The organism is Achromobacter sp. 1011791174, assembly GCF_059760925.1.
This window is the reverse complement of record NZ_JCBANH010000001.1, coordinates 184,611-209,838: the sequence shown is the minus strand read 5'-3', so window position 1 is coordinate 209,838 and position 25,228 is coordinate 184,611. Positions and strand designations below refer to the sequence as shown.

At 67.6% G+C, this 25,228-nt stretch carries 22 protein-coding genes; 9 read left to right on the top strand and 13 right to left on the bottom strand.

The genetic code is table 11. From position 1 onward, the window contains the following. Positions 1-42 precede the first annotated feature (42 nt). On the top strand, positions 43-1,407 hold the full coding sequence (locus AC6LJ5_RS01010; protein ID WP_498139587.1) for an MFS transporter: 1,365 nt from the start codon (positions 43-45) through the stop codon (positions 1,405-1,407). Between the two features lie 13 nt (positions 1,408-1,420). Beyond that, entirely contained in the window at positions 1,421-2,299 is an 879-nt protein-coding gene (locus AC6LJ5_RS01005) for a DMT family transporter (protein WP_103271664.1), read from the top strand. Positions 2,300-2,327: 28 nt separating this feature from the next. Here AC6LJ5_RS01005 and clsB read toward each other — a convergent pair whose 3' ends face one another. The 12 genes from clsB to AC6LJ5_RS00945 all read right to left on the bottom strand — a co-directional run bounded on the left by clsB (position 2,328) and on the right by AC6LJ5_RS00945 (position 15,759). Then, complete coding sequence (gene clsB, locus AC6LJ5_RS01000) at positions 2,328-3,539, bottom strand: cardiolipin synthase ClsB (RefSeq protein ID WP_498139584.1); 1,212 nt, start codon at positions 3,537-3,539, stop codon at positions 2,328-2,330. After that, positions 3,536-4,399, bottom strand: coding sequence for an endonuclease/exonuclease/phosphatase family protein (locus AC6LJ5_RS00995; RefSeq protein ID WP_212312703.1), 864 nt, complete (start codon positions 4,397-4,399; stop codon positions 3,536-3,538). The genes clsB and AC6LJ5_RS00995 overlap by 4 nt, the downstream gene beginning before the upstream one ends. 345 nt (positions 4,400-4,744) lie before the next feature. Continuing rightward, a complete protein-coding gene (gene aspS, locus AC6LJ5_RS00990) occupies positions 4,745-6,529 on the bottom strand; it encodes an aspartate--tRNA ligase (protein ID WP_392410468.1) in 1,785 nt (594 codons plus the stop codon). A gap of 41 nt (positions 6,530-6,570) precedes the next feature. After that, complete coding sequence (locus tag AC6LJ5_RS00985; protein ID WP_103271668.1) at positions 6,571-7,218, bottom strand: DUF502 domain-containing protein; 648 nt, start codon at positions 7,216-7,218, stop codon at positions 6,571-6,573. 15 nt (positions 7,219-7,233) lie between these two features. After that, the gene (locus AC6LJ5_RS00980; protein WP_103271669.1) at positions 7,234-7,539 is read right to left on the bottom strand and encodes an FmdB family zinc ribbon protein; all 306 of its coding nucleotides are present in this window, start codon (positions 7,537-7,539) and stop codon (positions 7,234-7,236) included. A 340-nt stretch (positions 7,540-7,879) separates the two neighbouring features. Further along, positions 7,880-9,163 carry a putative Na+/H+ antiporter gene (locus AC6LJ5_RS00975; RefSeq protein WP_103271670.1) on the bottom strand — a complete coding sequence of 428 codons (1,284 nt, stop codon included), beginning with the start codon at positions 9,161-9,163 and terminating at the stop codon, positions 7,880-7,882. Between the two features lie 214 nt (positions 9,164-9,377). Beyond that, complete coding sequence (locus tag AC6LJ5_RS00970) at positions 9,378-10,274, bottom strand: DUF6999 family protein (protein WP_103271671.1); 897 nt, start codon at positions 10,272-10,274, stop codon at positions 9,378-9,380. Then, on the bottom strand, positions 10,271-12,202 hold the full coding sequence (locus AC6LJ5_RS00965; protein WP_103271672.1) for a StlD/DarB family beta-ketosynthase: 1,932 nt from the start codon (positions 12,200-12,202) through the stop codon (positions 10,271-10,273). The genes AC6LJ5_RS00970 and AC6LJ5_RS00965 overlap by 4 nt, the downstream gene beginning before the upstream one ends. A gap of 28 nt (positions 12,203-12,230) precedes the next feature. Further along, on the bottom strand, positions 12,231-13,139 hold the full coding sequence (locus AC6LJ5_RS00960; RefSeq protein WP_103271673.1) for a fatty acid desaturase: 909 nt from the start codon (positions 13,137-13,139) through the stop codon (positions 12,231-12,233). Further along, positions 13,123-13,899 (bottom strand): sterol desaturase family protein, encoded by a 777-nt coding sequence (locus AC6LJ5_RS00955; protein WP_103271674.1) that lies wholly within the window; start codon positions 13,897-13,899, stop codon positions 13,123-13,125. Before AC6LJ5_RS00955 ends, AC6LJ5_RS00960 begins: the two co-directional genes overlap by 17 nt. A 144-nt stretch (positions 13,900-14,043) precedes the next feature. Continuing rightward, the gene (gene dapA / locus AC6LJ5_RS00950; protein ID WP_103271675.1) at positions 14,044-14,937 is read right to left on the bottom strand and encodes a 4-hydroxy-tetrahydrodipicolinate synthase; all 894 of its coding nucleotides are present in this window, start codon (positions 14,935-14,937) and stop codon (positions 14,044-14,046) included. Positions 14,938-15,273: 336 nt separating this feature from the next. Beyond that, positions 15,274-15,759: a GAF domain-containing protein gene (locus AC6LJ5_RS00945; protein WP_498139583.1), complete on the bottom strand. Its 486-nt coding sequence runs from the start codon at positions 15,757-15,759 to the stop codon at positions 15,274-15,276. Positions 15,760-15,915: 156 nt separating this feature from the next. On the opposite strand from AC6LJ5_RS00945, the gene AC6LJ5_RS00940 reads away from it, so the two are divergent. From AC6LJ5_RS00940 to AC6LJ5_RS00920, 5 genes are all read left to right on the top strand, one after another. Then, positions 15,916-17,112 (top strand): aminotransferase-like domain-containing protein, encoded by a 1,197-nt coding sequence (locus AC6LJ5_RS00940; RefSeq protein WP_498139582.1) that lies wholly within the window; start codon positions 15,916-15,918, stop codon positions 17,110-17,112. Positions 17,113-17,332: 220 nt separating this feature from the next. Then, the gene (ubiA, locus tag AC6LJ5_RS00935) at positions 17,333-18,259 is read left to right on the top strand and encodes a 4-hydroxybenzoate octaprenyltransferase (RefSeq protein ID WP_103271678.1); all 927 of its coding nucleotides are present in this window, start codon (positions 17,333-17,335) and stop codon (positions 18,257-18,259) included. A 108-nt stretch (positions 18,260-18,367) separates the two neighbouring features. Beyond that, on the top strand, positions 18,368-18,766 hold the full coding sequence (locus AC6LJ5_RS00930) for a DUF1090 domain-containing protein (RefSeq protein WP_103271679.1): 399 nt from the start codon (positions 18,368-18,370) through the stop codon (positions 18,764-18,766). Between the two features lie 430 nt (positions 18,767-19,196). Continuing rightward, entirely contained in the window at positions 19,197-19,580 is a 384-nt protein-coding gene (locus AC6LJ5_RS00925) for a DUF4148 domain-containing protein (protein ID WP_103271680.1), read from the top strand. 223 nt (positions 19,581-19,803) lie between these two features. After that, positions 19,804-20,922: a saccharopine dehydrogenase family protein gene (locus AC6LJ5_RS00920; protein ID WP_498139581.1), complete on the top strand. Its 1,119-nt coding sequence runs from the start codon at positions 19,804-19,806 to the stop codon at positions 20,920-20,922. Positions 20,923-21,009: 87 nt separating this feature from the next. On the opposite strand, the gene glcC is transcribed toward AC6LJ5_RS00920, so the two are convergent. Then, positions 21,010-21,774: a transcriptional regulator GlcC gene (glcC, locus tag AC6LJ5_RS00915; RefSeq protein WP_103271682.1), complete on the bottom strand. Its 765-nt coding sequence runs from the start codon at positions 21,772-21,774 to the stop codon at positions 21,010-21,012. A 247-nt stretch (positions 21,775-22,021) separates the two neighbouring features. On the opposite strand from glcC, the gene AC6LJ5_RS00910 reads away from it, so the two are divergent. Continuing rightward, the gene (locus tag AC6LJ5_RS00910) at positions 22,022-24,196 is read left to right on the top strand and encodes a malate synthase G (RefSeq protein WP_498139580.1); all 2,175 of its coding nucleotides are present in this window, start codon (positions 22,022-22,024) and stop codon (positions 24,194-24,196) included. 220 nt (positions 24,197-24,416) lie between these two features. Further along, positions 24,417-25,034, top strand: coding sequence for a TetR/AcrR family transcriptional regulator (locus AC6LJ5_RS00905; protein ID WP_103271684.1), 618 nt, complete (start codon positions 24,417-24,419; stop codon positions 25,032-25,034). Positions 25,035-25,228 lie beyond the last annotated feature (194 nt).

The window sequence follows — 25,228 nt, the reverse complement described above, 5'->3', positions numbered from 1 at the left end:
CCCCCTGCTCAGCCCGCCACCCCGCCGCCATCGCGCCGCGACCTGCTGATGGCCATGGCCGGCGTTTCGGCCACTGTCGTGCTGGCCGCCTTCGATTCCACCATCATCAGCACCACCCTGCCGCGCGTGGCCGAGGCGCTGAACGGCATGGCGCTGTACGCCTGGGTCGGCACCGGCTACCTGCTCGCCACCGCCGCCTCCATCATGATCTTCGGCCGCCTGGGCGACATGTTCGGGCGCAAGCCGCTGATGCTGGTGTCGGTGCTCATCATCGCGCTGGGCTCGATCGCCTGCGGGCTGTCGCAGAGCATGGGCCAGCTGATCCTGTTCCGCTCGCTGCAAGGCATCGGCGGCGGCATGATGATCGCCACGGCCTTCGCCGCGCCCGCCGATCTTTTCCCCGATGCCAAGCAGCGCGTGCGCTGGATGGCGCTGGTGTCGGCCGCCTTCGCCATGGCCAGCGGCATCGGCCCGGTTCTGGGCGGCGCGGCAACCCAGGCGCTGGGTTGGCGCGCCGCCTTTTTCATATCGCCGATCGCCGCCGCCGTCGCGCTGTTCCTGCTGGCGCGCTACTTCCCCCGCATCAAACCCGTCCACACCGGCGAGCGCCGCATCGACTGGCTGGGCGCCCTGCTGCTGGTCGTGGCGGTGGGCGCGCCGCTGGCGGCGCTGGAGCTGGGCTTTGCCAGCGGCGATCACGCCCACCCCGGCCTGGCGCTGGGCCTGGCCGTGGCGGGCGCCGCCGCCATCGCCCTGCTGGTTCCGATCGAACGGCGCGTGGCTTCGCCGATCTTCCCGCTGCGCGTGCTGGCGGGCCGCGAACCGCAACTGCTGAATCTGGCGGCAATGACCGTGGGCGCGGTGATGTTCGTGCTGATCTTCTACAGCCCGCTGCTGCTGCAGCAGGTCCTGGGCTATACGCCCAGCCAGGCCGGGCTGCTGCTCACGCCTCTGGTGGCGGCCATCTCGGTAGGCAGCATCATCAACGGCCGGCTGTTCCACCGCCAGACCGAACCCCAGCGCCTGATGGTCTTCGGCGCCTGTCTGCTGGCTGCCGGCACCTTGATGGTGCTGCTGATCTCGCCCGGCACCTCGGCCTTGTGGATTCTGTCGGCCTTCTTCGTGAACGGCTGCGCGTTGGGCTTCCTGCTGCCCAACCTGACCCTGTTCATGCAGATGCTCAGCGAGCGACGCGACGTGGGCGTGGCCTCGGCCCTGGTCCAGACCACGCGCGCGATCGGCAGCGCGCTGGGCACGGCGCTGGTGGGTATCCTGATTTCGCATAGTTCCGTACTAAACGGAGTGCGGACTGGCTTGGGCTTGTGTATTGTCCTGTCCCTGACCTGCGCGGTGCTCGCGCACCGGGTGAAGATGAAGAACCTGGCTTCTGCCCGGAAACCCTCCTGAGACTGGACTGCACATGCGTCGTCGCGATCTGCTGGACCTGCTGGTCCTGGCCGCCGTATGGGGCGGCTCGTTCCTGTTCATGCGCATCGCCGTGCCCGAATTCGGGCCGGTGCCGCTGATCGAGCTGCGCGTCGGACTGGCCGCGCTGTTCCTGCTGCCGGCCGCGATCTGGCGCGGCCGGCTGCCGCTGATGGCGCGGCACTGGAAAGCCATTCTGGTGGTGGGCACGCTCAACGCCGCCCTGCCCTTCGTCCTGTATGCCTATTCGGCGCAATCGCTGGGCGCGGGCTTCCTGTCGGTGTCCAACGCGGTGACGCCCGTCTGGGGGGCCGTGATCGGCTGGCTCTGGCTCAAGGACAAGTTGGCCTGGTCGCGCTCGCTGGGCCTGCTGATCGCGCTGCTGGGCATCGTGGTTCTGGTCTGGGACAAGCTCAGCTTCACCTCCGGCGGCACCGGCCCGGCCGTGCTGGCCGCCGTGTCCGCGCCCGTGTTCTACGGCATCGCGGCCAACTGGACCAAACGCTTTCTGACCGGCGTGGACGCGCTGACCAATGCCACCGGCAGCATGGTCGCCGCCTCGCTGGTGCTGCTGCCGGCCGCCGTGATGACCTGGCCGCAGGCGCCGGTCTCGGCCATGGCCTGGGGCGCCACCACGCTGCTGGCCGTGGTCTGTACCGGCGCGGCCTATATCGTGTTCTTTCGCCTGATCGCCAACGTCGGCCCCACCCGCGCGGTCAGCGTCACCTTCCTGGTGCCGATCTTCGGCGTGATGTGGGGCGCATGGTTCCTGAACGAGACGATCACCGGCCCCATCCTGGCGGGTGCCGGCGTGATCCTGGTGGGCACGGCGCTGGCGCTGGGACTGATCGGCGCGCGGCGCAAGCCCGCGTAGCACGCGCGGCGCCGCGATGGAAATGGGCTCAGTACTTGTCCGAGGCTCCCGTCAACGCCACACCGATCCGCAGCAGCACATAGGACGCCGCATCCACCCAGCGCCGCAACAGCCCGCGCCGCTGGTAGTCCAGCGGCCGGATGAAGCGGCCACCCTCGCGGATGGCGGTTTCCAGCCGTTCCTGCAAGTCCCAGGCGAAGGGCTGGTCGTCGATCACCACGTTCGCTTCGCGCGCCAGCAGCAGACTGAAGGGATCCAGGTTGGACGAGCCCACGGTGGCCACGTTGTCGATGACGGCCACCTTGGCATGCAGGTAGCCGGGCATGTATTCGTAGATCTCGATGCCATCGCGCAGCAGCTGGTCGTATAGCGAACGCGTGGCGTGGTACTGCATGCGGTATTCGACCTTGCCCTGCAGCAGCAGACGCACGCGCACGCCGCGCGCGGCCGCCCTGGCCAGGGCGCGGCGGAATTGCACGCCGGGAAAGAAATAGGCGTTGGCGATGAGGATGTCGCGCCGCGCCTCGGTGATGCCCAGCAGATAGGCGCGCTCGAAGGTCTGGCGAAAGCGCAGGTTGTCGCGCAGCACCAGCGCGGCGCGCATCTGGCCGCAAGGCGCCACGGCGACATGATGCGGCTTGGTGAGCCGCATGCGGTTCCAGTCGCGCGGATGGCGTCGCAGGCGCGCCCAGTTCAGCCGCACCCAGAGCAGGTCCTGGGCGTAGGCGGCGTCGGTGACCACCGGCCCACGCACCTTGACGGCGAAGTCGAAGCGCGGCGCGGTCAGGCCGTCGGTGGGATCCAGGTCATCGTAATCGTCAACGATGTTGATGCCGCCCACATAGGCGATCTGCCCGTCGATCACGCTGACCTTGCGATGCAGGCGCCGCAGGCGGCTGCGCGACGGGATCAGCTTGGCGAACCAGCGCGGCTCGGGCCGGAAGATGCGGCACTGGGCGCCGGCGTTGGTGAGCCTGACTCGGACCTCGTCGGCGGTGGCGGCGCTGCCGAAACCGTCCAGCACCACCCGCACCTTGACGCCGCGAAGCGCGGCTTCGGCCAGGCACCGCAGCACCATCTCGCCGCTGCGGTCCAGCATGAAGATATAGGTTTCCAGGTGCACGCTGACCGTGGCGGCATCGATGGCGGCACACAGGGACGGGAAGAAGTCCGCGCCGTTCTGCAATAGCCGGATGTCGTTGCCATCCGTCCAGTCCAGCCTGACCGGCTCGCGCTTCACGGCAGTTCCAGCTCGGCCAGCAGCGGGGAATGATCGGACAGCCGGGCCCATTCCCGGCCGCGCAGCACGCGCGCGCTGCGCACGGCGAAGCCGCGCTGGTAGATGCGGTCCAGCCGGAACCAGGGGAACACGGCGGGAAAGGTGCGCGGCGGCGGCAGCAGCAGGCGCGAGCTGCCGTCCATGCCCAGCTGGTTGGTGCGCTCCATGACCGAAATGCCGTTGGGCACGCCGCGCAGCGCGTTGGTCAGGCGCTTGACCGAGTCGCGCAGTCGCGGCAGCTCGCCGCCATGGCTGCGCGGCGCGTGCGAGAACACCTCGTACAGGCCGAGCTGCTGCACGAACAGCGGCGCCAGCCGGTCGCCCCAGTCATTGAAATCGCCAGCGATGAGGATGGGATCGCCCTCGGGCACCAGGCGGCGAATGCGCTCGGTCAGCGCCAGGATCTGGCGGCTGCGGCTGCCGGCGAACAGGCCCAGGTGGACCACGAAGCAATGCACGGCGCGCCCGTCCAGCTCGATGCGGGCATGCAGCAGGCCGCGCTGTTCGAGGCGATGGTCGGAGATGTCCTGGTTCTCGTGCTCGACGATCGGAAAGCGCGACAACAGCGCGTTGCCATGGTCGGTCTGGTGGCGGATGGCGTTGCGCCCGTAGGCTACGTCCAGCCGCAGCGCCGCGGCCAGCGATTCATGCTGCGCGTCCAGCAGCGACTTGTTCTCGTTGCGCCCCTGCACTTCCTGCAGGAAGACCAGATCGGGACGCAGCCCGTACAGGCCCAGGCGCAGCTCGTTCAGGGAGTCGCGCCGGCCCAGCGCCGAGCGGCCTTTATGGATGTTGTAGCTGACGACACGGATGAGCGACATGGAAGCGATGGCGCCTTTAAAGACACGGAACCCGCCGGCCCGGACGCCCGCAAGCGCACCCCGACCCGACGCCGCCACACCCGGCGGCGCTTGCCAGATTACCGCATTTCAGTTGCCGTTTACCGCCCCCGACGCAGCCAGAAACAGAAACGCCCCGGACAAGTCCAGGGCGTTCTCTGAAACTGCGAATAACCAGTGGCGGCTATTGAAAAGAAGGCACCAGAAAATCGAGGCACCCTCCCCGCAAGCCACCAGCGCCCCACAAGCGCAGCGGCACGGATCCGGCTCCGCCGGTCCGTAGCCGCGCCCCCTTGAGGGGGAAGCGCGCAGCGCTTCGGGGGTGGGTCACTTCTCTACATTGCGCAGCCGGATGTGCAGCTCGCGCAGCTGCTTCTCGTCGACCTCCGACGGCGCCTGCGTCAGCAGACACTGCGCGCGCTGGGTCTTCGGGAAAGCGATCACGTCGCGGATCGACTCGGCGCCGGTCATCATGGTGACGATGCGGTCCAGGCCGAAGGCGATGCCGCCATGAGGCGGCGCGCCGTACTGCAGCGCGTCCAGCAGGAAGCCGAACTTCTCGCGGGCTTCCTCGGCGCCGATCTTCAGCGCGCGGAACACCTTGCTCTGCACTTCCTCGCGGTGGATACGGACCGAGCCGCCGCCGATTTCCCAGCCGTTCAGCACCATGTCGTAGGCCTTGGCGAAGGCCTTGCTCGGATCGGATTCGAGGAAGTCCTCGTGGCCGTCCTTGGGGCTGGTGAACGGGTGATGGGCAGCGGTGTAGCGACCGTCTTCCTCGTCGTATTCGAACATCGGGAAGTCGACGACCCACAGCGGCTTCCAGCCGGCGATCGCCAGGCCGGTCTTCTTGCCGAATTCGCTGTGGCCGATCTTCACGCGCAGCGCGCCGATGGCGTCGTTCACGACCTTCTCGCGGTCCGCGCCGAAGAAGATGATGTCGCCGTCCTGGGCGCCGGTGCGCTTGATCAGCTCGGCCAGCGCGGCGTCATGCAGGTTCTTGACGATGGGCGATTGCAGGCCGTCGCGGCCCTTGGCCACTTCGTTGACCTTGATGTAGGCCAGGCCCTTGGCGCCGTAGATACCGACGAACTGCGTGTAGGCGTCGATCTCGCTGCGCGACATCTCGGCCCCGCCCGGCACGCGCAGGGCGACCACGCGGCTGCCCGGCGCCGTGGCGGCGGCGGCGAAGACCTTGAAGTCCACGTCGCGCATGACGTCGGTCATGTCGGTGAATTCCAGGTTCACGCGCAGGTCCGGCTTGTCCGAGCCGTAGCGGCGCATGGCTTCGGTCCAGGTCATGATCGGGAACGGCGACGGCAGGTCCACGTCCTGCACCACCTTGAACACGTGGCGGATCATGTTCTCGAAGATCTCGCGGATCTCGAGTTCGCTCAGGAACGAGGTTTCGCAATCGATCTGGGTGAATTCCGGCTGACGGTCGGCGCGCAGGTCTTCGTCGCGGAAGCACTTGGTGATCTGGTAGTAGCGGTCGAAGCCCGACACCATCAGCATCTGCTTGAACAGCTGCGGCGACTGCGGCAGCGCGAAGAAGTGGCCGGCGTTCACGCGCGAGGGCACCAGGTAGTCGCGCGCGCCTTCGGGCGTGCTCTTGGTCAGCATCGGGGTTTCGATGTCGATGAAGCCCAGCTGATCCAGGAACTTGCGCACTTCGATCGACACGCGGTAGCGCAGCATCAGGTTGCGCTGCATCTGCGGGCGGCGCAGGTCCAGCACGCGGTGCGTCAGGCGGGTGGTCTCGGACAGATTGTCGTCATCGAGCTGGAACGGCGGCGTGACCGACGCGTTCAGGATCTCGACTTCCTTGCACAGCACTTCGATCTCGCCCGAGGCCAGTTCGGCGTTGGCCGTGCCGGCCGGACGCTCGCGCACCAGGCCGGTGACGCGGATGCAGAATTCGTTGCGCAGGCGCTCGGCGGTGGCGAAGGCGGCGTTGTCCGGATCGAACACGATCTGGGCCAGGCCCGCGCGATCGCGCAGGTCGATGAAGATGACCCCGCCGTGGTCGCGGCGGCGGTTCACCCAGCCGAACAGGGTGACGGTCTGGCCGAGATGGTCACGGCAAACCTGGCCGGTATAGCAGGTACGCATGCGGGATGACTCCGTTGTGTGCTTGGTAGTAGCGTAAAGGGTTACGAATCGGCGTGGGGCGCCGGTACGGGCGGGGCGGGCCGGTCGGCGGCAGGCATCGCCGCGGCCGGGGCGACCACGCCCATGGAAACGATGTACTTCAGGGCCGCGTCCACGCTCATCTGCAGGTCGATCGCCTCGGTGCGCGGCACCATGAGGAAAAAGCCCGAGGTCGGGTTGGGCGTGGTCGGCACGTAGACGCTGATGTGCTCGCCGGGCAGCTGTTCCGCCACCTCGCCGCCGGGCGTGCCGGTGACGAAGGCGATGGTCCAGGCGCCGGCGCGCGGATACTGCACCAGCACGGCGCGGCGGAACGCCTGACCGTTGGGCGCCAGCACCGTGTCGCTGACCTGCTTGACCGAGTTGTAGATGGAGCGCACCAACGGGATGCGGCCCAGCAGGGCCTCCCACTGGTCGACCATCGTGCGGCCGATCAGGTTGGCGGCGAAAATGCCCGTCAGCAGCACCACCGCCACGACCAGGACGAAGCGGAAGCCGGGGATGTCGACGCCGAACAGCGATTCGGACGACAGGAAGCCGGGCACGAACCCTTCCAGGGTGGCGACCAGCAGACCCAGCACCCACACCGTGATGACCAGGGGAACCCAGATCAGCAGGCCGGTGATGAAGTACTTCTTGATGACGCGCATTCGCATCGCGTGGCTCTAGGAAGCCGCGGACCCGGTGGCGGCGGGAGTGGCCGGGGCCGCCGGCGCCGCGGGCGTGGCCGGCGCGGCCGCGGGAGCGGCGCTCTCGGACGGGGCCGACGTGGACGCGCCGCCGCTGCCGTTGCCGCGGAAATCCGTGACATACCAGCCGGAGCCCTTGAGCTGGAAGCCAGCCGCGGTCACCTGCTTGGAAAAGGCACTCTGGCCGCACTCGGGGCAAACCGTGAGCGGCGCGTCGGAGATCTTCTGCAGCACATCCTTGGCATGGCCGCAGGCGCTGCACTTATAAGCGTAAATGGGCATTTCGTGCTCCCGGGCGCGAACCCGGCGTATCAAAAGACCGTTCCAAAAGACCGTTCGCCAAATCACGACGGGCAGACGGCCCGGCGGTCTGGCCATGGCCCGGCCACGAACGCGGCGGCGGATGCCGCGCGCTGAAGGCAAGACCAAAAAAATACGGGAAAGTCTTGAATTTTAGCGGTTTTTCATGAACAACCGGAGACGGCCCGGGCGGCGGGTCCCCCAGGACGCCGCGCCCGGACTCGCCCGGGGCGCCCCACGCCGCTTCCCGCGAGCCGCCGGCCGGCTTTCCCGACGGTTCCCAGGCCGGTTGGGGCCGGTCCCGCGCCGCCCGCCGGACCGCCTAGACGGGCAGCAGGAACATCAGCGCCGCCACCAGCGTCGGCCCCAGGGCCGACAGGAACAGCCGGCCTGACGAGATGCTGCCGTCCGGGAAATGGTTCTTCAGGATGGCGAAGCCGGCCGGATTCGGCGCGTTGGCGATCACGGTCAGGCCGCCGCCGGTGACGGCGCCCGCCACCAGCATGTAACGCCAAGCCTCGCTGGTGCCCTCGACCAGCGATCCCAGGTAGGTCAGGGCCGCATTGTCCGTGATGGCCGTCAGCGCGGTCGCGCCCCAGAACAGCACGAAGGGCTGCAGGCCGCCCAGCAGGTCCTGCAGCCACCATTTCTGCAGGCCGCCCAGCACCACCAGCCCGGCCAGGAAGAAGCCGACCATCAGCCCTTCCTTGATCATCAGGCGGCTCTGGTAGCGCTTGTACGCTTCCGTGAAGCCGATGAACATCATCAGCAGGCCCAGGAAGATCGCGGGATGGTGCGCGGTGAGCACCACGGCGACCAGGAACGCCAGGTGCACCAGCATGACCACGACCGGCACCGGCGGACGCCGGTCCGCGCCTTCAGGCGCGTCAACGCCGCCACCGGTGCCCACGCTGTGCCCCAGCAGCGCCTTGCGGCAGACCAGGGTCAGCAGCGCCGCGTTCAGGCACACGGCCACGGCGGCGCGCCAGCCGAAGTGCTGCAGCATGAAGCCGGAATCCCAGCCGAAAGTGGTCGCCACCATCAACACGGGCGGCGCGGCGTAGGACGTGAGCACCCCGCCGATCGACACGTTGACGAACAGCACGCCCAGCGTCATGTACTTGAATCCGGCCCGGCCGCTGGTGCGGAAATAGGCGTCGCGCAGCAGGATGGCGGCCAGCGTCATGGCGGCCGGCTCGGTGATGAAGGAACCGCCCAGCGGCACCAGCGACATAATCACGAAGAACGTGGCCAGCTCGCGGCGCAGCGGCAGCACGCGCGCCGCCAGCCGCACCAGCTGTCCCACCAGTTCCAGGATCGGACGGCTGGCCGCCACCACCATGATGACGAACACGAACAACGGCTCGGTGAAGTTGCGCGTGTCCATGTACTCGATGGCCGTGGACGGCCCGGACAGCGCCGCCATGGCGACGATGAGCGCGAAGGCCCACACGCCGAACACCGCCTCGACCTCGGCGAACAGATGCCAGAAGCCCGCGTGCGGCCCGCCTTTGTGCGCCAGCCGCGCAAAGAACGGCACCGAGAACGTATGAAGGACCGCCACCGCGAACAACAGGGTGGCGATGACTTCGATGGGCTGGGGCATGGCTGGGCTTCCGTGATCAGGGACGATGACTGCGCCCTGCCCGCCTGAAGGCACGCAGGGCAAGGGCCGCAATATAACGTAGGCCCCCGTCCCCGCGACACCGGGTCACTACTAAGACGCGCGCGCCTGCCGGCCGTGCGCGACGCCATCATCACCCGCCAGGGCAAAGCAGGCGCTCGGGCCAGACAGGACGTCCGACCGGCGCCATCGTCGCTCAGGCGATCGGCGCGGGCGGATCGCCGCCTTCCTGCGCCGCCTTCATCTCCATCAGCAGGCTGTGCAGCATCTCGGTGGACAGGCCGTGCAGCACCAGCCGGTAGCCGGCGCGCAGCGTCGACATCGGCACCAGCGGATGGCTGTTGTTCACCAGGATCAGGTGCTGTGGCGCGCCCAGCAGCTTGGCCGCGTAGATGCCGATGGTCTCGTCCAGCTGCAGCGAATTGGCCGCGCGCCAGAAGTCGTTATCGGTGAGCATGAGCTGGTACAGCGGCGTGAACAGCTCGATGGCGCTTTGCAGGTCCAGGAAATTCAGCCGCGACTGCGGCATGTCGTCCAGCAGTAACCCGGGATCGCGGATCATGGAGAAGTCGACCCGCTCGGGCGCATGCATCTCCACGCCCGCCTCGCGCAGCGCGGTGTTGAGCCGGATGACGAAGTTAAACAGGTTCAGGTCGTGCTTGACGAACAGTTCATCCTTCAGGTCGTCGATCTCGCGCGGCTCCAGCGGCGTGGTGCTGACCGGCACCGGCGAATTGGCGGCGATGAAGGCCAGGATCTGCGCGCCCAGGTGGAAGTGCCGCAGGATCAGCCAGTTGGCCTCGGGCGAGACGAAGCGCTTCAGGCCCCAGGCCAGGATGCGATGCAGCAGCTTCGAATGCGACCAGCGCCTCGGCACGAAGGTCTTGACCACCTGTATCAGCACGATGAAGGCGCGCGCCAGCGGCCGCAGGAAGGGCAGCAGGTACTGGCGCGAACTGCTGCTCGAATCCGTCAGCCAGGCTTTCTTGACCTTGTCCGGCAAGGGCGTGCTGCGATCCAGGTACAGGGCCAGCCAGGGGCTGGGATCCAGCGGATCGTGCGCCTTGGCCAGGAACTCGGGTTCTTGCTTCATTGCGCCTCGTCCTCCATCACGTGATGGAACTGCATCAGGTAGAGCGCGGCGGTGCGGCGCGCGGTGTCCACGATGCGCCGCTCGGCGCGGCCGTCCTCGTCGCAATCCAGCGCCAGCTCCACCGCCGCCAGCCAGCGCGCCAGGTGGTGCTCGTCGTTCTGGCCATGGTATTCCAGGAAGCGGAAGGCGTCCGGCGGCAGCGGCAGGCTGGCCTTGAGCAGCGGCAGCAGGGCCGGCACGATGCGCTGGCCGGTGCCCTCGATGATGTAGATCGCGCCGAGCAGGCCGATGGGGTCGCGCGTGGCGGCCAGGCTGTGCAGGTAGGCGTTGAGCGCCTCGCCGCCCGGATTGCGGCGCAGGGCGTCGATGTCGTCCACCGGACCGCCCGCGTTGCGATAGTCCTGGAACAGGATCTTGAAGTCATTCTGTTCCTCGCCCGCATGCACGTCGATCAGCGCCGCCAGCGGCTGGTAGGCCTCGCTCAGCGAGGCCGCGCCCTCGCGCATCCACTTGCTGCCCTCGCGCACCTGCGGAATCCAGCTTTCCATCCAGGTCAGGTAGTCGGCGGTCTGGAAACGGCGCTCGCGCAGGCGCCGCACCACCGGCGTGCGCCAGACGCGCGAGCGGTAGTCGTGCCAGATCGAGGCCAGTTCGGTCAGCAGCTGGCCCAGGCCCTGCGGCGCGCTGTCCGGATCGTGCGGCGGGGCGATGGCGTCGGCGTCGGCGCTGTGCGCGTCGTGCGGCTGCGCGGCCGCCGGGCTCGCGGACGCGACGGCCCGCGCGGGCTGTTCATGCACGGCCTCGGCCTCGAACAGCATGTACGCGGTCATGAAGCGACCCGACTCGGGGATGTAGCACAGCAGCTGCTCGCCCGGCTTGATCTCGCGCGTTTCCAGGAACTCGGCCAGCATGATGAGAATGGACGCCGCGCCGGTGTTGCCGCGCCACGCCAGATTGCTGAACCAGCGCTCGCGCGGAATGGCCAGACCGGCCTTGTCCAGCAGGTCGGCCACCACCGGAATGAATTTCTCGGACGAGTAATGGCACAGGAAATGGTCAATCTGGTCCGGATCTACCCAGCCATCGCGCACCAGCTTGGCGTATTCGTGGATGCCGATATCGAACAGGTGCGGCAGCAGCCGGATATCCTGGCGCAGCGACAGCGCGCCGTCGGCCTCGGCGTCGGTCCAGGACGGGTAGTCCAGGTGCCCGCGCTGGCGGTCGGCCGACAGGCCCAGCTGCATGCAGACCGGATAGTCGCCCGAGAACGAGCGCTGGTGCACCCACTTGAGCCGCAGGCGCACGCCGCGCGAGATGCCCGGCAGCGCGCGGCCGGAGTTGCCCAGCAGCAGCGCGCCGGCGCCGTCGGACAGCATCCAGCGCAGGAAGTGCGCATCGAAATCGGCGTCATAGTCGCGCGCGGCGAAGCGCGAACGCTTGAACAGGCGCGAGGGCAGCTCGCTGGCCACGGCCAGGGCGCTGGCGTGCCCACCCAGTTCCACGCCCTGCGCGGCCGCCTGGATGGCCGACACGCCGGCGGCGCAGATACCATGCACAGACAGGGTTTCCATCGGATGCGCGGCCATCTCGCCCTGGATCATGTTGGCGAAGCCCGGCATCAGCGCATCGCCGCCCGACGAGCCACTGGCCAGCATCGACACATCGGCCAGCTCGGATTCGTTGCGCCGAAGGCAGTCACGGATGGCGTTGGCGGCGAGCTGCGCGTTGCTGAACACGGTTTCGCCTTCCGGGCCGATCGCGTAATGGCGCTGCTTGATGCCGTTCTCGGCCAGGATGCGCTGCTTGATGCGCCCCGAGATGCGGTTCAGCGGCGCGATGTAGCGGTCCATATCGTCATTGGACACGGGCTCGCCCGGCATGAAATAGCCGGCGCTTTCCAGGTAGACACGATGAAACGCGATGGGCATGACGACCTCTGGTGATGTGCGTGGCGGCCTAGCGGATGTGCTTGGCCGCCATGCGGGAACGGGTACGGAAGCGCGGGCTGAACGCGCCCAGCACGAAAACGCGGAACATGTAGGGGACCAGGCCGCCTTCATTCAGCGCGGCGGGAACTTGATCGCGGTAACGGCCGTAGTGCAGCTCGGTCAGCTCGGCCCAGTGCGCGCGCGAATGCTCGTGATGCGCGGTGTGCAGGCCGATGTTGAACAGCAGCGGATTGAGCAGGCCCTCGAAATTGCGCGCGTAGCTCAGCGCCGCGCCGCGTCCGGGACCGCCATCGGCGTGCGCGTGCTGCAGGTAATTGGTGGCCAGCAGCCAGTGCAGGCCGTGCAGCTGCGGCACGATCACGAACACCAGCGCCTTGGCCGGATTCAGCGCCAGCAGACCCGCCCACAGGCCCAGCCAGGCGCCGTACTGCGCCATGCAGTAGCGCCAGGCGCCGGGCCAGTGCCGGCGCAGCCGGCCCAGCCAGGTGAAGAACAGCGGATACAGCACCCAGACCGCCTGCGCCGGATGGATCAGGTAGCCCCACAGATGATTGGTGTCGCCGCCGAAGCGATAGGTGCGCGCCTGGTCGTCCGGACCGTGCTTGTAGCGATGGTGGTTGGCCACGTGCGCCGGATAGAACACGAAGGTGGGGTGTCCCTGCAGCAACGTGATCCAGAAATCCGTGGCCCGGTTGGCCCAGCGCCCGCGCCACATGCGCAGGTGCGTGTGGTTGTGGTGGATCACGCCGATGCCCAGCGTGAGAAACAGCATCAGCGCATACAGCGGCCACCAGAAGCCGTGGACCCATTGCCAGGCCGCCAGCGCAGGCAGCGCCGCCAGATAGGCCAGGCTCTGCCAGTCGCGCCGGTTGCGCAGCGTGGGCAGCGAGAAACGCCGGCTACGCGCGTCCGCCAAGCGACTCTCGCTTCTGGTGAGCCTGCAGCTGCGCCTCGGCCGCGTCGGCCTTCAGCCGGGTGCGGAACAGCCGGTCCATGAAGGTGAACTGGAAACCATAGTTGCCGTTGTAGCAGGCATGATGCAGATGGTGCCGGCGGCTGGCGGCGAACCAGTGCGCATAGGACACCTTGGGGAAGAAATCGTAGTTGGCGTGGCCGATACAGTTGAAGAACAGGCTGAACAGCGGCACCGAGGCCAGCGACCAGAAGCTGAAGTCGTGCAGCATCATGGGCAGCATGATCACGTTGCCCAGCATCAGCGCCTCGATCGGATGGAAGCTGTAGGTCGAGAACGGCGTGGTCACCACCGAGCGGTGATGCGGCAGGTGAAAGCGCCGCAGCGGCCGGGTGTGCAACAGGCGGTGGTTGACCCAGAAGTGCACGTCGTTCCAGGCCAGCAGGAACAGGATCTCCAGCGTGATCTTCTGCCAGCTGGCGTCCGGATCCAGATGCGCCCAGCCCAGTTGCAGCAACCCCCAGGGAAAGACCATGCCGGTGCCGAACAACAGCACCGACACGCCGGACTGCGCCAGCTCGCGGCGCAGCTGCCCCGGCGCCAGCGGACGCGGATCCAGCGGGCGCCCGATGCCGAGCGCGGGCAGGATGTGATGCGTCAGCAGCCAGGTGGCCGCGCCGAACAGCAGGTAGATACCGCCGAAAAACAGCAGCCCCGCCAGCATGACCTGCCAGACGGACAAGGCTTGAAAAGCTTGGGCCATGGAGTTTTTATTTCACCCGGAGAATGGCCGCATCATAAGCAATCCGTCAGCATCCGGGGGAGGCATGTATTACCAAATGAATCCGAAGCGGACAAAGCCTGCCGGACGCCCCATCCGCGCGGCCGGCAGACGCCCGCGCCGCGCTCAACGCGGCGGAAACGCGCGGTCCAGCTCGGCCACCGCCGCCTGCAGGCGGTCCGCCAGCGCGGCGCTGGCCGCCGGCATGGGCGCGCGCAGCTCGTCGGTGAGCAGGCCCTGCCGCGCCAGCTGCGCCTTGACGGGTCCGGGATTGGGTTCGGCGAAGGCCAGCTGGATCATCGGCGCCAGCGCCAGGAACAGCGCGCGGGCCTGGTCCAGCCGCTGCTCGCGCACGGCGCGGTACAGCGCCACGAACAGGTCGGGCCGGATGTGCGCGGCGGCCGCGATGATGCCGGAACCGCCCAGGCACAAGGTCGACAGCGTCTGCAAATCCTCGCCCGCCATCACTTGCAGCCGGCCATCGGCGATCAACGCCACGGTCTTTTCCAGCGAGCCGCCGCAGTCCTTGATGGCGGCGATGTTCGGGTGCGCCGCCAGCTCCAGCAGCGTGGCCGTGTCCAGCGCCGCGCCGGTGCGGTAGGGAATGTCGTACAGCGCCAGCGGGAAGCGCGAGGCGTCGGCCAGGCAACGGAAATAGGCGGACGCGCCGGCCTGTCCGGGCCGCACGTAGTACGGCGCGGGCGCCAGGATGCCCGCCAGCGGCCGCGTGCCGAAGGCCGACAGGCGGCGCAGCACATGGCCCTGGTGGTTACCGGCCAGGCCCATCATCACGGGCAGGCCGTCGGCGACGTTCAGCACCGCGTCCAGCACGGCCAGCTGCTCGGCGTCGTCCAGCGCCGCGGCCTCGCCGGTGCTGCCGCACACGACCAGGCCGTCAACGCCGGCCGCGGCGTAGTGGCGCACCAGCCGGCGCAGCGCGCCGCCATCGACGGCGCCGCCCGAGAACGGCGTGACCAGGGGAATCCAGATGCCCTGGAACGGGGATGTTTGAGTCGGCATGAGAGAACACTCCTTCGGTATGGACCGTGGTTGGACCGTACAGAAGTGCTCGGGAATGCGCTGGGAGGTCGCGGGCGGCGCCATGCGCCGCCGGGAAGGCCGCTGTTCCGTCGCCCATCTGACGGAACAGCATGCTCCGGTCAGATGAGCGGCTGTTTTTTGGATTTCAGGCCGGCAGCAGCCAGCGCCACGCACAGGGCGCGGAACGGGGCAGCGGATTGAATGGCCTGGATCATCATGAATCGGAAAGCGCCGCGCGGCATGCGCGGATGCGGAAATCTACCGGGCGGCAGGCCAGCTGTCAACGGCGTCGGCCGCCCCCTGCGCAACGGACGCTCAGCGCAGGCTGGCCAGGAAGATCGCGCACAACGCTTCCATGCCGGCCTGGTCGTCGGCGTCGAAACGGTCGGGCACCGGGCTGTCCACGTCCCATACGCCGATCAGCTCGCCGTCGCGCACCAGCGGCACCACGATCTCGGAACGCGAAGCCGCGTCGCAGGCGATGTGGCCGGGAAACGCATGCACGTCCGGCACGCGCTGCGTGCGCCGCTGGCTGGCGGCCGCGCCGCACACGCCGCGATTCAGCGGGATACGCACGCAGGCCGGCTTGCCCTGGAACGGGCCCAGCACCAGCTCGGTGCCGTCGTAGAGATAGAAGCCCGCCCAGTTCAGCTGCGGCAAGGCCTGGTAGACCAGCGCGCTCAGGTTGGCGGCGTTGGCGATGCGGTCGTGTTCGCCTTCCAGCAGCGCGCGGGCCTGCGCGGCCAGCTCGGCGTACAGGGCGGGCTTGGAATCGGCGGAAATCGGGGCGGCTTCAAACATAGGCAAATGTAACTGTACAGGCGCTTATCGGTGCAAGTGATTGTAGGGCCCGCCGGCATAAACGGGGCCGGCCCGCGCGCCTGTGTGACAATAGATTTTCGCCGGCGCCCGTGCCGGCGTCCCTTTCTCAACCCTTCTTGGTCAAGAAGCCCATCCATGGACAAGCCTTTCGAACCTGCGTTTTCCTTTTCGGAACGCGCTCAGCAGCTCACCAGTTCCGCCATCCGCGAGATCCTCAAGGTCACCGAGCGGCCCGAAGTCATTTCGTTCGCCGGCGGCCTGCCTGCGCCCGGCGGCTTCCCGGTAGAAGTGGTACGCGCTGCGTTCGACAAGGTCCTGTCCACCAACGGGCGCGCCGCGCTGCAGTACGGCCCGACCGAAGGCTACGCGCCGCTGCGCAAGTGGGTCGCCGAAGACCTGACCCGCGCCGGCGCCGACGTGTCGCCCGACCAGGTCCTGATCGTGTCTGGCTCGCAGCAGGCGCTGGACCTGCTGGGCAAGGTGCTGATCGACAAGGACAGCAAGATCCTGGTCGAAGACCCCAGCTACCTGGGCGCGCTGCAATCGTTCAGCCTGTACCAGCCCAAGTACGTGCCGGTGCCCACCGATGACGGCGGTCTGATCCCCGAGGCCATCACGCCCGAGCTGGCCAGCGGCGCGCGCTTCCTCTACGCGCTGCCCAACTTCCAGAACCCCACCGGCCGCACGCTCAACCTGGAACGCCGCATCGCGCTGGTCAAGCGCGCCGCCGAGCTGAACCTGACCATCATCGAAGACGATCCCTACGGCGAGCTGCGCTACGCGGGCGAACCGCAGCCGGGCCTCTTGACGCTGGCCGCCGAATACGGCGCCAACGTCATCCGGCTGGGCACGTTCTCGAAGGTGCTGGCCCCCGGCCTGCGCCTGGGCTTCATCGCCGCCGCGCGCCCCATCATCAACAAGCTGGTGCAAGCCAAGCAGGCGACCGACCTGCACACGCCCACGCTGACGCAGATGGCCGTGTACGAGATCGTCAAGGACGGCTTCCTGGAAGAGCACCTGCCCAACGTGCGCGAGATCTACCGCGCGCAGGGCAGCTGCATGCTGGACGCCATCCAGAAGGAATTCCCGGCCAGCGTCAGCTGGACCAAGCCGGAAGGCGGCATGTTCATCTGGGTCACGCTGCCCGAGCACATGGACAGCGCCAAGCTGCTGGAAAAGGCCATCGCCCAGAACGTGGCCTTCGTGCCGGGCGCGCCGTTCTACAGCGGCGGCGGCCGTGCCAACACCCTGCGCCTGAGCTTCGCCACGGTGCCGGAAGACAAGATCCGCACGGGCATCGCCATTCTCGGCAAGATCCTGAAAGAAGGGTAGGCCCACCCCCGAGGCGCCTACGGCGCTTCCCCCTCAAGGGGGCGCCGCTACGGACCGGCGGAGCCGGATCCGTGCGGCCTGGATCTTGGGCAGCACCTGTTGCATGCAACGTGGCTGCCTCGACTCCAGGGCTACGCGGCATCGAAGTCACGGCTGGGCAGGATGCCCGGCCGTTGTTGTTTTATGCTGTCGGTTTTCCCCCTTCCTCAAGTCCGTGACAGTGAGCGCCTCGCCCCAATCCCCCGTCGACCTCAGCGACATCGTCTTCACCGACTGGGTCGAACGCTGGCTGCCCAAGTCCTGGCGTCCCTATGCCCGCCTGTGCCGGCTGGACCGGCCCATCGGCACCTGGCTGACGCTGCTGCCGTGCATCGCCGCGCTGGTCCAGGCCGCGGGCGGGCTGCCTGACCTGCAACGGCTGATCGTGTTCTCGCTGGGCGCGCTGCTGATGCGCGGCATCGGCTGCACGGTCAACGACATGTGCGACCGCAACTTCGATAAGCACGTCGAGCGCACGCGCTTTCGCCCCCTGACCAGCGGGCAGCTGAGCATGCGCCAGGCGGTGGCGTTCCTGATCGGCCAGTTGCTGGTCTGCGGCTCGCTGCTGTTCTTCCTGAACGACATGAGCCGCTGGCTGGCGGTGGCGGTGCTGCCCTTCGTCTTCGTCTATCCGCTGTGCAAGCGCGTGACCTACTGGCCGCAGGTGGTGCTGGGCATTTGCTTCAACTGGGGCATGCTGATGGCCTGGTCCGACACGCAGAACCACCTGCCGCTGGCCGCCGTGGCCATGTGGCTGGGCGCGGTGCTGTGGCAGGTCGGCTACGACAGCATCTACGCCTACGTGGACGTGCGCGACGACCGCAGCCTGGGCCTGCATTCCACCGCCATGCGTTTCGGCGACCAGGGCAAGCTGTGGATTGGCGGCTTCTACCTGGCCACCGTGGCGCTGTGGGCCTGGGGCGGCTACGCCATCGGCATGTCCTGGGCCTATTACGTCGGCATCGCCGCCGTGGCCCTGCACCTGGCCTGGCAGCTCAAGGTCTTCGACATCCAGCACCCCGCCCGCAACTTCCGCCTGTTCCGCGCCAACCTGTGGCTGGGCGCGCTGTTGATCGCGGCCGCGCTGGCGGGCACCTTGATCCGCTGAGCAATCAGCATCGTCTGAAATCGCGGCCGGCTTTGCGCCGGGCACATTGCCCGGCGCCTCGCGCCGCGCGATGATGAAAGCTCCTTCGATCATCCAGGAGTTTTCCGCATGCGTGCCCTGTTCCCTACGCTCATGACGGCCGCCGCCCTTGCCCTGCTGGCCACGGGCCCCGCCCAGGCGGCCGACTGCTCGGCCGCGCGTGGCTGCGCCGCCAAGTTCTGCCAGATCGAAAACGACATCGCGCAGGCCCAGGCGCACGGCAACAGCCGCCAGGAAGCCGGCCTGCGCCGCGCGCTGGCCGAAGCCAAGGCGCACTGCACCGATAGCCGCCTGCAGAACCAGCGCGAAGCCGACGTGCGCGAGAAACAGAACAAGGTCGCCGAACGCGAAGGCGAACTCAAGCAGGCTCGCGCCAAGGGCAAGCCGGAAAAGATCGACAAGGCCCAGCGCAAGCTGGACGAAGCGCGCGCCGAATACGACGCCGCACTGGCCGACCTGAACCGCTGAACCCGACTGCGCGCAGCGCTCGGCGCCGGCCGGTATTGCCGGTCGGCGCTGCATGGCTGCCGCAGCGCCCGCGCCAGCATTGGCGGCAAGAGGCAAGGCGGCGCTGAACGCGCCGACCGTCGCGCCAGCTTGAAGCCTGCCGGCGGTCATCCAGCCGCCCGCCCCCCATCCCTGCGTTCCAACACGACAGAGGCCCGCCCGGCATCGCGGATCCCTTACGTGTCATTCATTGGAAATATCGCCACCTATGGATCCATTTGGTGAAATCTATCTTCATTAGTACAGGTTTTGGAAAGATGTTTTCAGGGAATCAGGGTTTATCCGGGGAGACATTGAGCACAGAATGCATCTCATCGGGACACAGCAAGCGAACCCCCCGCAATCAGGCCCGAGGTTCGGATCCCAAGCTCAAGACAAATGGAGGTCTGCTATGAAAACCCTTGCTACCGCTTTGATGCTGTCCATGTCCGTCATCGCCGCCGGCGCCCAAGCCGCTGAAACCGGCCCGTCGCGCGCCCAGGTCCAGGCCGAGCTGCAACAGGCCAAGGTCTCGGGTCAATACACCTTCGGCGAAGAAGGCTACCCCGCCCCCATCGCCCAGGCGTCGAGCCTGAGCTCGCAGCAGGTGCAAGCCCAGCTGGCTGAAGCCAAGACCGCCGGCGTCGTCACCTTCGGCAACCTGGACTACCCGCCCGTCGCCCAGTCGCACGCCAGCACGCTGAGCCGCGCCGAAGTCCAGAACGAACTGGCCCAAGCCAAGACGGCCGGCCTGGTGACCTACGGCAACCTGGACTACCCGCCCCTGGGCAGCTGATCCAACCGCCGCGCGCCGGACCTTCCCTCACGGGTCCGGCCCAGGCGCAGCGAAGCCCTTCCGCCGCAAGGCGGAAGGGCTTTGTTTTTGTCGATTTGATGTCTGATTTCGTCGAAACAACATTACATATGGCCGTTACGGCATTTTGTGCTCTACAAATCGACAGCACCCAGGCATAGCATGAGGCCATCCCAACCCGCTCCCTATCCGCAGGAGACGCCTCATGTCCACCGCCACCAAACCCGTCCTGTTGCTGGGCGCCGGAAAAATCGGTTTCGCCATCGCCCTGATGCTGGAACGCAGCGGCGACTATTCGGTCCTGGTGGCCGACCAGGATCCGGCCCGGCTCGCCGCCGTGGCCGAACTGGGCTGTGAAACCCGGTTGATCCCGGATGACGACGCGCTGGCGCGCGCCATCGAAGGCCGCCATGCGGTGCTCAACGCCTTGCCTTTCCACCGCGCGATCGCGGTCGCGGGCCTGTGCGCCAAGGCCGGCGTGCACTATTTCGACCTGACCGAGGACGTAGCCAGCACCCACGCCATCCAGGCGCTGGCGGCCGACGCGCGCAACGTGCTCATGCCGCAATGCGGCCTGGCGCCCGGCTTCATCGGCATCGTCGGCAACGCGCTGGCGCGCCGTTTCGACACGCTGCTGGACCTGCGCATGCGCGTGGGCGCGCTGCCGCGCTATCCGTCCAACAGCCTGCGCTACAACCTGACGTGGAGCACGGAAGGGCTGATCAACGAATACTGCAATCCCTGCGAGGCCATCGTCGACGGCCAGCTCAGCAGCGTGCCCGCGCTGGAAGGCTATGAGACCTTCGCGCTGGACGGCGTCGAGTACGAAGCCTTCAACACCTCCGGCGGACTGGGCACCCTGCCCGCCACCCTGCTGGGCCGCGCGCGCAACGTGGACTACAAGTCGGTGCGCTACCCGGGCCACTGCAACCTGATGAAGCTGCTGCTCAACGACCTGCGGCTGCGCGACCGGCGCGACCTGCTCAAGGACATCTTCGAAACCGCCATCCCGACCACCGAGCAGGACGTGATCGTGATCCTGGCCTCGGCCAGCGGCCACCGCCACGGCCGGCTGGAAGAAGAGTCGTATCCGATCCGCGTGTTCGGCGCCGATGTGGACGGCCACCGGCTCAGCGCCATCCAGCTCTCGACCGCCGCCGGCATCTGCGCGGCGTTGGACCTGGTGACGCAGGGCGCGCTGCCGCAACGCGGTTTTGTCGGGCAGGAGATGATCGCGCTGGAGAACCTGCTGCAGAACCGCTTTGGCCGCGTCTATGCCGGCAAGCCCCTGGCCCTGGACAGCGCGGTATTGAACGACCGCTGACATCCAGCGTCACGACATTCGCCAGGCGGCTGCAATCCGGCGCCTGGCGAATGCCGCAAGCCGGAGCGCAACCCTTCGCGCGCCGACCTAGGCCCAGCCCTCCAGCCGCCGCGTCGCGCGCACCAGGCGCTGCTCTTCCTGCTCGATGTCCGCCAGGCTCTGGCGCACGCTGTCCACGTGCTCGGCGGCGGCGCGCCGGGCCTGCTCGGGCTGACGCGCGATCACGGCGTTGTACAGGCGCGCGTGCTGCCGGTCGATGAGTTTTTTTTCCGGCTCGCGGTGATAAAGATTGTTGACGCAGGCGAAGACCGAGCCCAGCAGCAGGTCGGTCAGCGATTGCAGCGTATGCACCAGCACCGGATTGTGCGAGGCCTCGCAGATCGCGCGGTGGAAGGCATGGTCCAGATGCGCGTGCGTGGCGGCGTCGGTCTCGATGCCCTGGGAGGCCATCATCTCGTCATAGCGACGGCGGATCATGATGAAGTCCGCCTCGGTGCCGCGCAACGCGGCCAGCCGGGCGGACTCGGCCTCCAGCAGCGAACGCACCTCAAGTAGGTCATACAGCGTGCGCGGCTGCGAGTTGAACAGGTGCATGAGCGGCCCGGCGTCCACCTTGGAGATCTGGGCCACGAACGAGCCCTTGCCCTGCGAGGTATGGATGATCTCGCGCGCGCGCAGCAGCTTCAGGCCTTCGCGCAGCGCCGTGCGCGACACGCCCAGCTTCTCGGTCAAACGCCGTTCCGACGGCAGGGCCTGGCCGGCCTTGAGCACGCCGTCCAGGATCAGGCGCTCGATGCGCTCGGCCACTTCGTCCGCCACCTGGCGGGGTTTTTCTTCGGTTTCCGCGTACATGCCTACTCCGGACCAGTGGTATGACCAAGCGATCGTCCGGCACGATCGCCTTGCATCATCCCTCTGTAAGTCGCTGATATGAAACCATAAAAAATCGATTTTTGCCTAAACTGGCGCAAACAAACTGGTATGACCAGCGGGTTTTCGTATGGACATCGGCACGCGCGCGGACGATCATGTGCGATGACCGATCCGTCCGGCGCCCCTCGCGGCGCCGTCCAGCCATACCCCTCAGTCAGAGATCAGCATGACGCAACGCATCGAGCATCACGGCCTGCAAGTGGCGGCCAATCTCAACCAGTTCATCGAACAGGAAGCCCTGCCCGGCACCGGCCTGGACGCCGCCAGCTTCTGGCAAGGCTTCTCGGCGCTGGTGCATGACCTGGCGCCGAAGAACCGCGCCCTGCTGGCCGAACGCGACCGCCTGCAGGCCGAGCTGGACGCCTGGCACCGCGCGCATCCCGGCCCCATCGCCGACCCGGCCGCCTACCGCAAATTCCTGGAGGATATCGGCTACCTGCTGCCGCAACCCGCCCAGGTGCGCGCCACCACCGAAAACGTCGATACCGAGATCTCGCAGCAGGCCGGTCCGCAGCTGGTGGTGCCGGTATCGAATCCACGCTACGCGCTCAACGCCGCCAACGCCCGCTGGGGCAGCCTGTACGACGCGCTGTACGGCACTGACGCCATTCCGGCCACGCCCGGCGATGACGGCAAGGGCTACAACCCCGAGCGCGGCCGCGCCGTGATCGCGCGCGCCCGCGCCTTCCTCGATTCGGCCGCGCCGCTGGCGCAGGGCTCGCACGCCGACGCCACCGGCTACGCCATCGACCAGGGCCAGCTGCGCGTGACGCTGGCCAGCGGCGCCACGACGCTGAAGTCGCCGTCGCAGCTCATCGGCTATCAGGGCCCGGCCGACGCGCCGTCGGCCGTGCTGCTCAAGAACAACGGCCTGCATTTCGAAATCCAGGTCGACCGCGGCCACGCCATCGGCGCCACCGACGCCGCCGGCGTCAAGGACGTGCTGCTCGAGGCCGCGCTCACCACCATCATGGACTGCGAGGATTCGGTCGCGGCGGTGGACGCCGAGGACAAGGTCCATATCTACCGCAACTGGCTCGGCCTGATGAAGGGCGACCTGACCGAACAGGTCAGCAAGGGCGGCAAGACCTTCACCCGCAAGCTCAACGCCGACCGCCAGTACACGCGGCCGGACGGCTCGGCGCTGACGCTGCACGGCCGCTCGCTGATGTTCGTGCGCAACGTCGGCCATCTGATGACCAACCCCGCCGTGCTGGACCGCGAGGGCCGCGAGATTCCCGAAGGCATCCTGGACGCCGTGGTCACCAGCCTGGCTGCGCTGCAGGATCGCAAGAACAAGCTCAACTCCCGCACCGGCTCGGTCTACATCGTCAAGCCCAAGATGCACGGCCCCGTCGAAGCCGCCTTCGCCAGCGAGATCTTCGACCGCGTCGAAGACCTGCTGGGCCTGCCGCGCCACACGCTCAAGATGGGCATCATGGACGAGGAACGCCGCACCAGCATCAACCTCAAGGCCTGCATCGCGGCCGCCGCGCCGCGCGTGGCCTTCATCAATACCGGCTTCCTGGACCGCACCGGCGACGAGATGCACTCCAGCATGGAAGCCGGCCCAATGCTGCGCAAGGGCGACATGAAGTCCACCGCCTGGATCGCGGCCTATGAACGCAACAACGTGCTGGTGGGCCTGGACACGGGCCTGCGCGGCCGCGCCCAGATCGGCAAGGGCATGTGGGCCATGCCCGACCTGATGGCCGCCATGCTCGAGCAGAAGATCGCGCATCCCAAGGCCGGCGCCAACACCGCCTGGGTGCCCTCGCCCACGGCGGCCACGCTGCATGCGCTGCACTACCACCAGGTCGACGTGCAAGCCGTCCAGCAGGAACTTGAACGCATCCGCCTGACCGACGTGCGCGACGAATTGCTCGGCGGACTGCTGACCGTGCCGGTCGGAGATCGCGGCAAGTGGTCGGCGGCCGATATCCAACAGGAGCTGGACAACAACGTGCAAGGCATCCTGGGCTATGTGGTGCGCTGGATCGACCAGGGCGTGGGCTGCTCCAAGGTGCCCGACATCCATAACGTCGGCCTGATGGAAGACCGAGCCACGCTGCGCATTTCCAGCCAGCACATCGCCAACTGGCTGCGCCACGGCGTGACGCAGCGCGAGCAGGTCATGGAGACCTTCCAGCGCATGGCCAAGGTGGTGGACGGCCAGAACGCCGGCGATCCGCTGTATCGTCCGATGGCCGGCCATTTCGATACCTCGCTGGCCTTCAAGGCGGCCTGCGCGCTGGTCTTCGAGGGGCTGACCCAGCCCAACGGCTACACCGAGCCGCTGCTGCACAAGTACCGCCAGGAGTTCAAGGCCGCGCAGGCCTGAGCGACGGCGCAATGGCCCAACAGCCGGACGGCGCGAGCTGTCCGGCTTTTTTGTCGGCCAGCGTCCCGGCGCCGATCGTCGCCGCGCTGCGTCTCCGCTGTCCCGCCTCACCCGCCGGGCGCCTCGCATTGCCAAGGCCGTGCGTCGTGCCAGCTGTCCGCTCCTAACCGCCCCTATTTAAAGTCCGGCTTTTTTAGCACGGTCGTGCTAAATTCTGCCCATGCCTGCCAAAACGGAAAAAAGCGAACTCACCTACGCGGCCATCGTCGACGCCGCGCTGGACCTGGCCGCCGCCCAGGGGCTGGAGAGCCTGTCGCTGGGACAGGTCGCCAAGCACCTGGGCATCAGCAAGAGCGGCGTGTTCTCGCGCGTGGGCTCGCGCGAAGCGCTGCTGCAAGCCGTGCTGGATGAATATGACCGCCGCTTCGTCGCCGCCGTGTTCACCCCGGCGCTGGAACAGCCTCGCGGCCTGCCGCGCATGAACGCGATGGTGACGCACTGGATAGACCGCGCCTGCAACGTAGAGACGCTGACCGGCTGCATCTACGTGGCTGGCGCCTTCGAATACGACGACCGCGAATCGCCATTGCGGCCGCTGCTGGAAAACAATGTGCGACGGTGGCGCGCGGCGCTGGTGCGCACCGCCGGGCAGGCGCTGGAAGCTGGCCATCTGCGGCCCGACACCGACCCGGAACAGCTGGTGTTCGAGATCTACAGCCTGATGGTGGGCCTGATGCACGACGCACGTTTCCTGCGCGATCCGCAGGCCCACGAGCGGGTGCGCAGGGCGTATGAACGATTGATCTCCACTTATCGCAGTTTCAGCTACATCGAGTAAGACCCAACCCGCGCCGGCCCGTGCCGGCGTTTCTCGCAACCAATTTCGCACGATCGTGCGAATTTATGAAGGATAGCGCCATGTGGATTCTTGTGATCATCGTCGTCCTCGCGGTGCTGGCGCAGGCCTGGCGTGCGCTGCGCGCGCGCTCTCGTCAGCTGCCGGATCGACCGGAACACCTGGTGCTGTTCTGA

Excerpts from the sequence above, each read along its gene's own strand:
- AC6LJ5_RS00930 (WP_103271679.1), top strand. The coding sequence starts at position 18,368 with ATGCGTGCCCTGTTCCCTACGCTCATGACGGCCGCCGCCCTTGCCCTG.
- AC6LJ5_RS00975 (WP_103271670.1), bottom strand. The coding sequence starts at position 9,163 with ATGCCCCAGCCCATCGAAGTCATCGCCACCCTGTTGTTCGCGGTGGCG.
- AC6LJ5_RS00980 (WP_103271669.1), bottom strand. The coding sequence starts at position 7,539 with ATGCCCATTTACGCTTATAAGTGCAGCGCCTGCGGCCATGCCAAGGAT.
- AC6LJ5_RS00995 (WP_212312703.1), bottom strand. The coding sequence starts at position 4,399 with ATGTCGCTCATCCGTGTCGTCAGCTACAACATCCATAAAGGCCGCTCG.
- AC6LJ5_RS00945 (WP_498139583.1), bottom strand. The coding sequence starts at position 15,759 with ATGTTTGAAGCCGCCCCGATTTCCGCCGATTCCAAGCCCGCCCTGTAC.
- aspS (WP_392410468.1), bottom strand. The coding sequence starts at position 6,529 with ATGCGTACCTGCTATACCGGCCAGGTTTGCCGTGACCATCTCGGCCAG.
- AC6LJ5_RS00910 (WP_498139580.1), top strand. The coding sequence starts at position 22,022 with ATGACGCAACGCATCGAGCATCACGGCCTGCAAGTGGCGGCCAATCTC.
- AC6LJ5_RS00940 (WP_498139582.1), top strand. The coding sequence starts at position 15,916 with ATGGACAAGCCTTTCGAACCTGCGTTTTCCTTTTCGGAACGCGCTCAG.
- AC6LJ5_RS00920 (WP_498139581.1), top strand. The coding sequence starts at position 19,804 with ATGTCCACCGCCACCAAACCCGTCCTGTTGCTGGGCGCCGGAAAAATC.
- AC6LJ5_RS00985 (WP_103271668.1), bottom strand. The coding sequence starts at position 7,218 with ATGCGCGTCATCAAGAAGTACTTCATCACCGGCCTGCTGATCTGGGTT.
- AC6LJ5_RS00965 (WP_103271672.1), bottom strand. The coding sequence starts at position 12,202 with ATGCCCATCGCGTTTCATCGTGTCTACCTGGAAAGCGCCGGCTATTTC.
- AC6LJ5_RS00955 (WP_103271674.1), bottom strand. The coding sequence starts at position 13,899 with ATGGCCCAAGCTTTTCAAGCCTTGTCCGTCTGGCAGGTCATGCTGGCG.
- glcC (WP_103271682.1), bottom strand. The coding sequence starts at position 21,774 with ATGTACGCGGAAACCGAAGAAAAACCCCGCCAGGTGGCGGACGAAGTG.
- AC6LJ5_RS00970 (WP_103271671.1), bottom strand. The coding sequence starts at position 10,274 with ATGAAGCAAGAACCCGAGTTCCTGGCCAAGGCGCACGATCCGCTGGAT.
- AC6LJ5_RS00905 (WP_103271684.1), top strand. The coding sequence starts at position 24,417 with ATGCCTGCCAAAACGGAAAAAAGCGAACTCACCTACGCGGCCATCGTC.
- AC6LJ5_RS00925 (WP_103271680.1), top strand. The coding sequence starts at position 19,197 with ATGAAAACCCTTGCTACCGCTTTGATGCTGTCCATGTCCGTCATCGCC.
- dapA (WP_103271675.1), bottom strand. The coding sequence starts at position 14,937 with ATGCCGACTCAAACATCCCCGTTCCAGGGCATCTGGATTCCCCTGGTC.
- AC6LJ5_RS01005 (WP_103271664.1), top strand. The coding sequence starts at position 1,421 with ATGCGTCGTCGCGATCTGCTGGACCTGCTGGTCCTGGCCGCCGTATGG.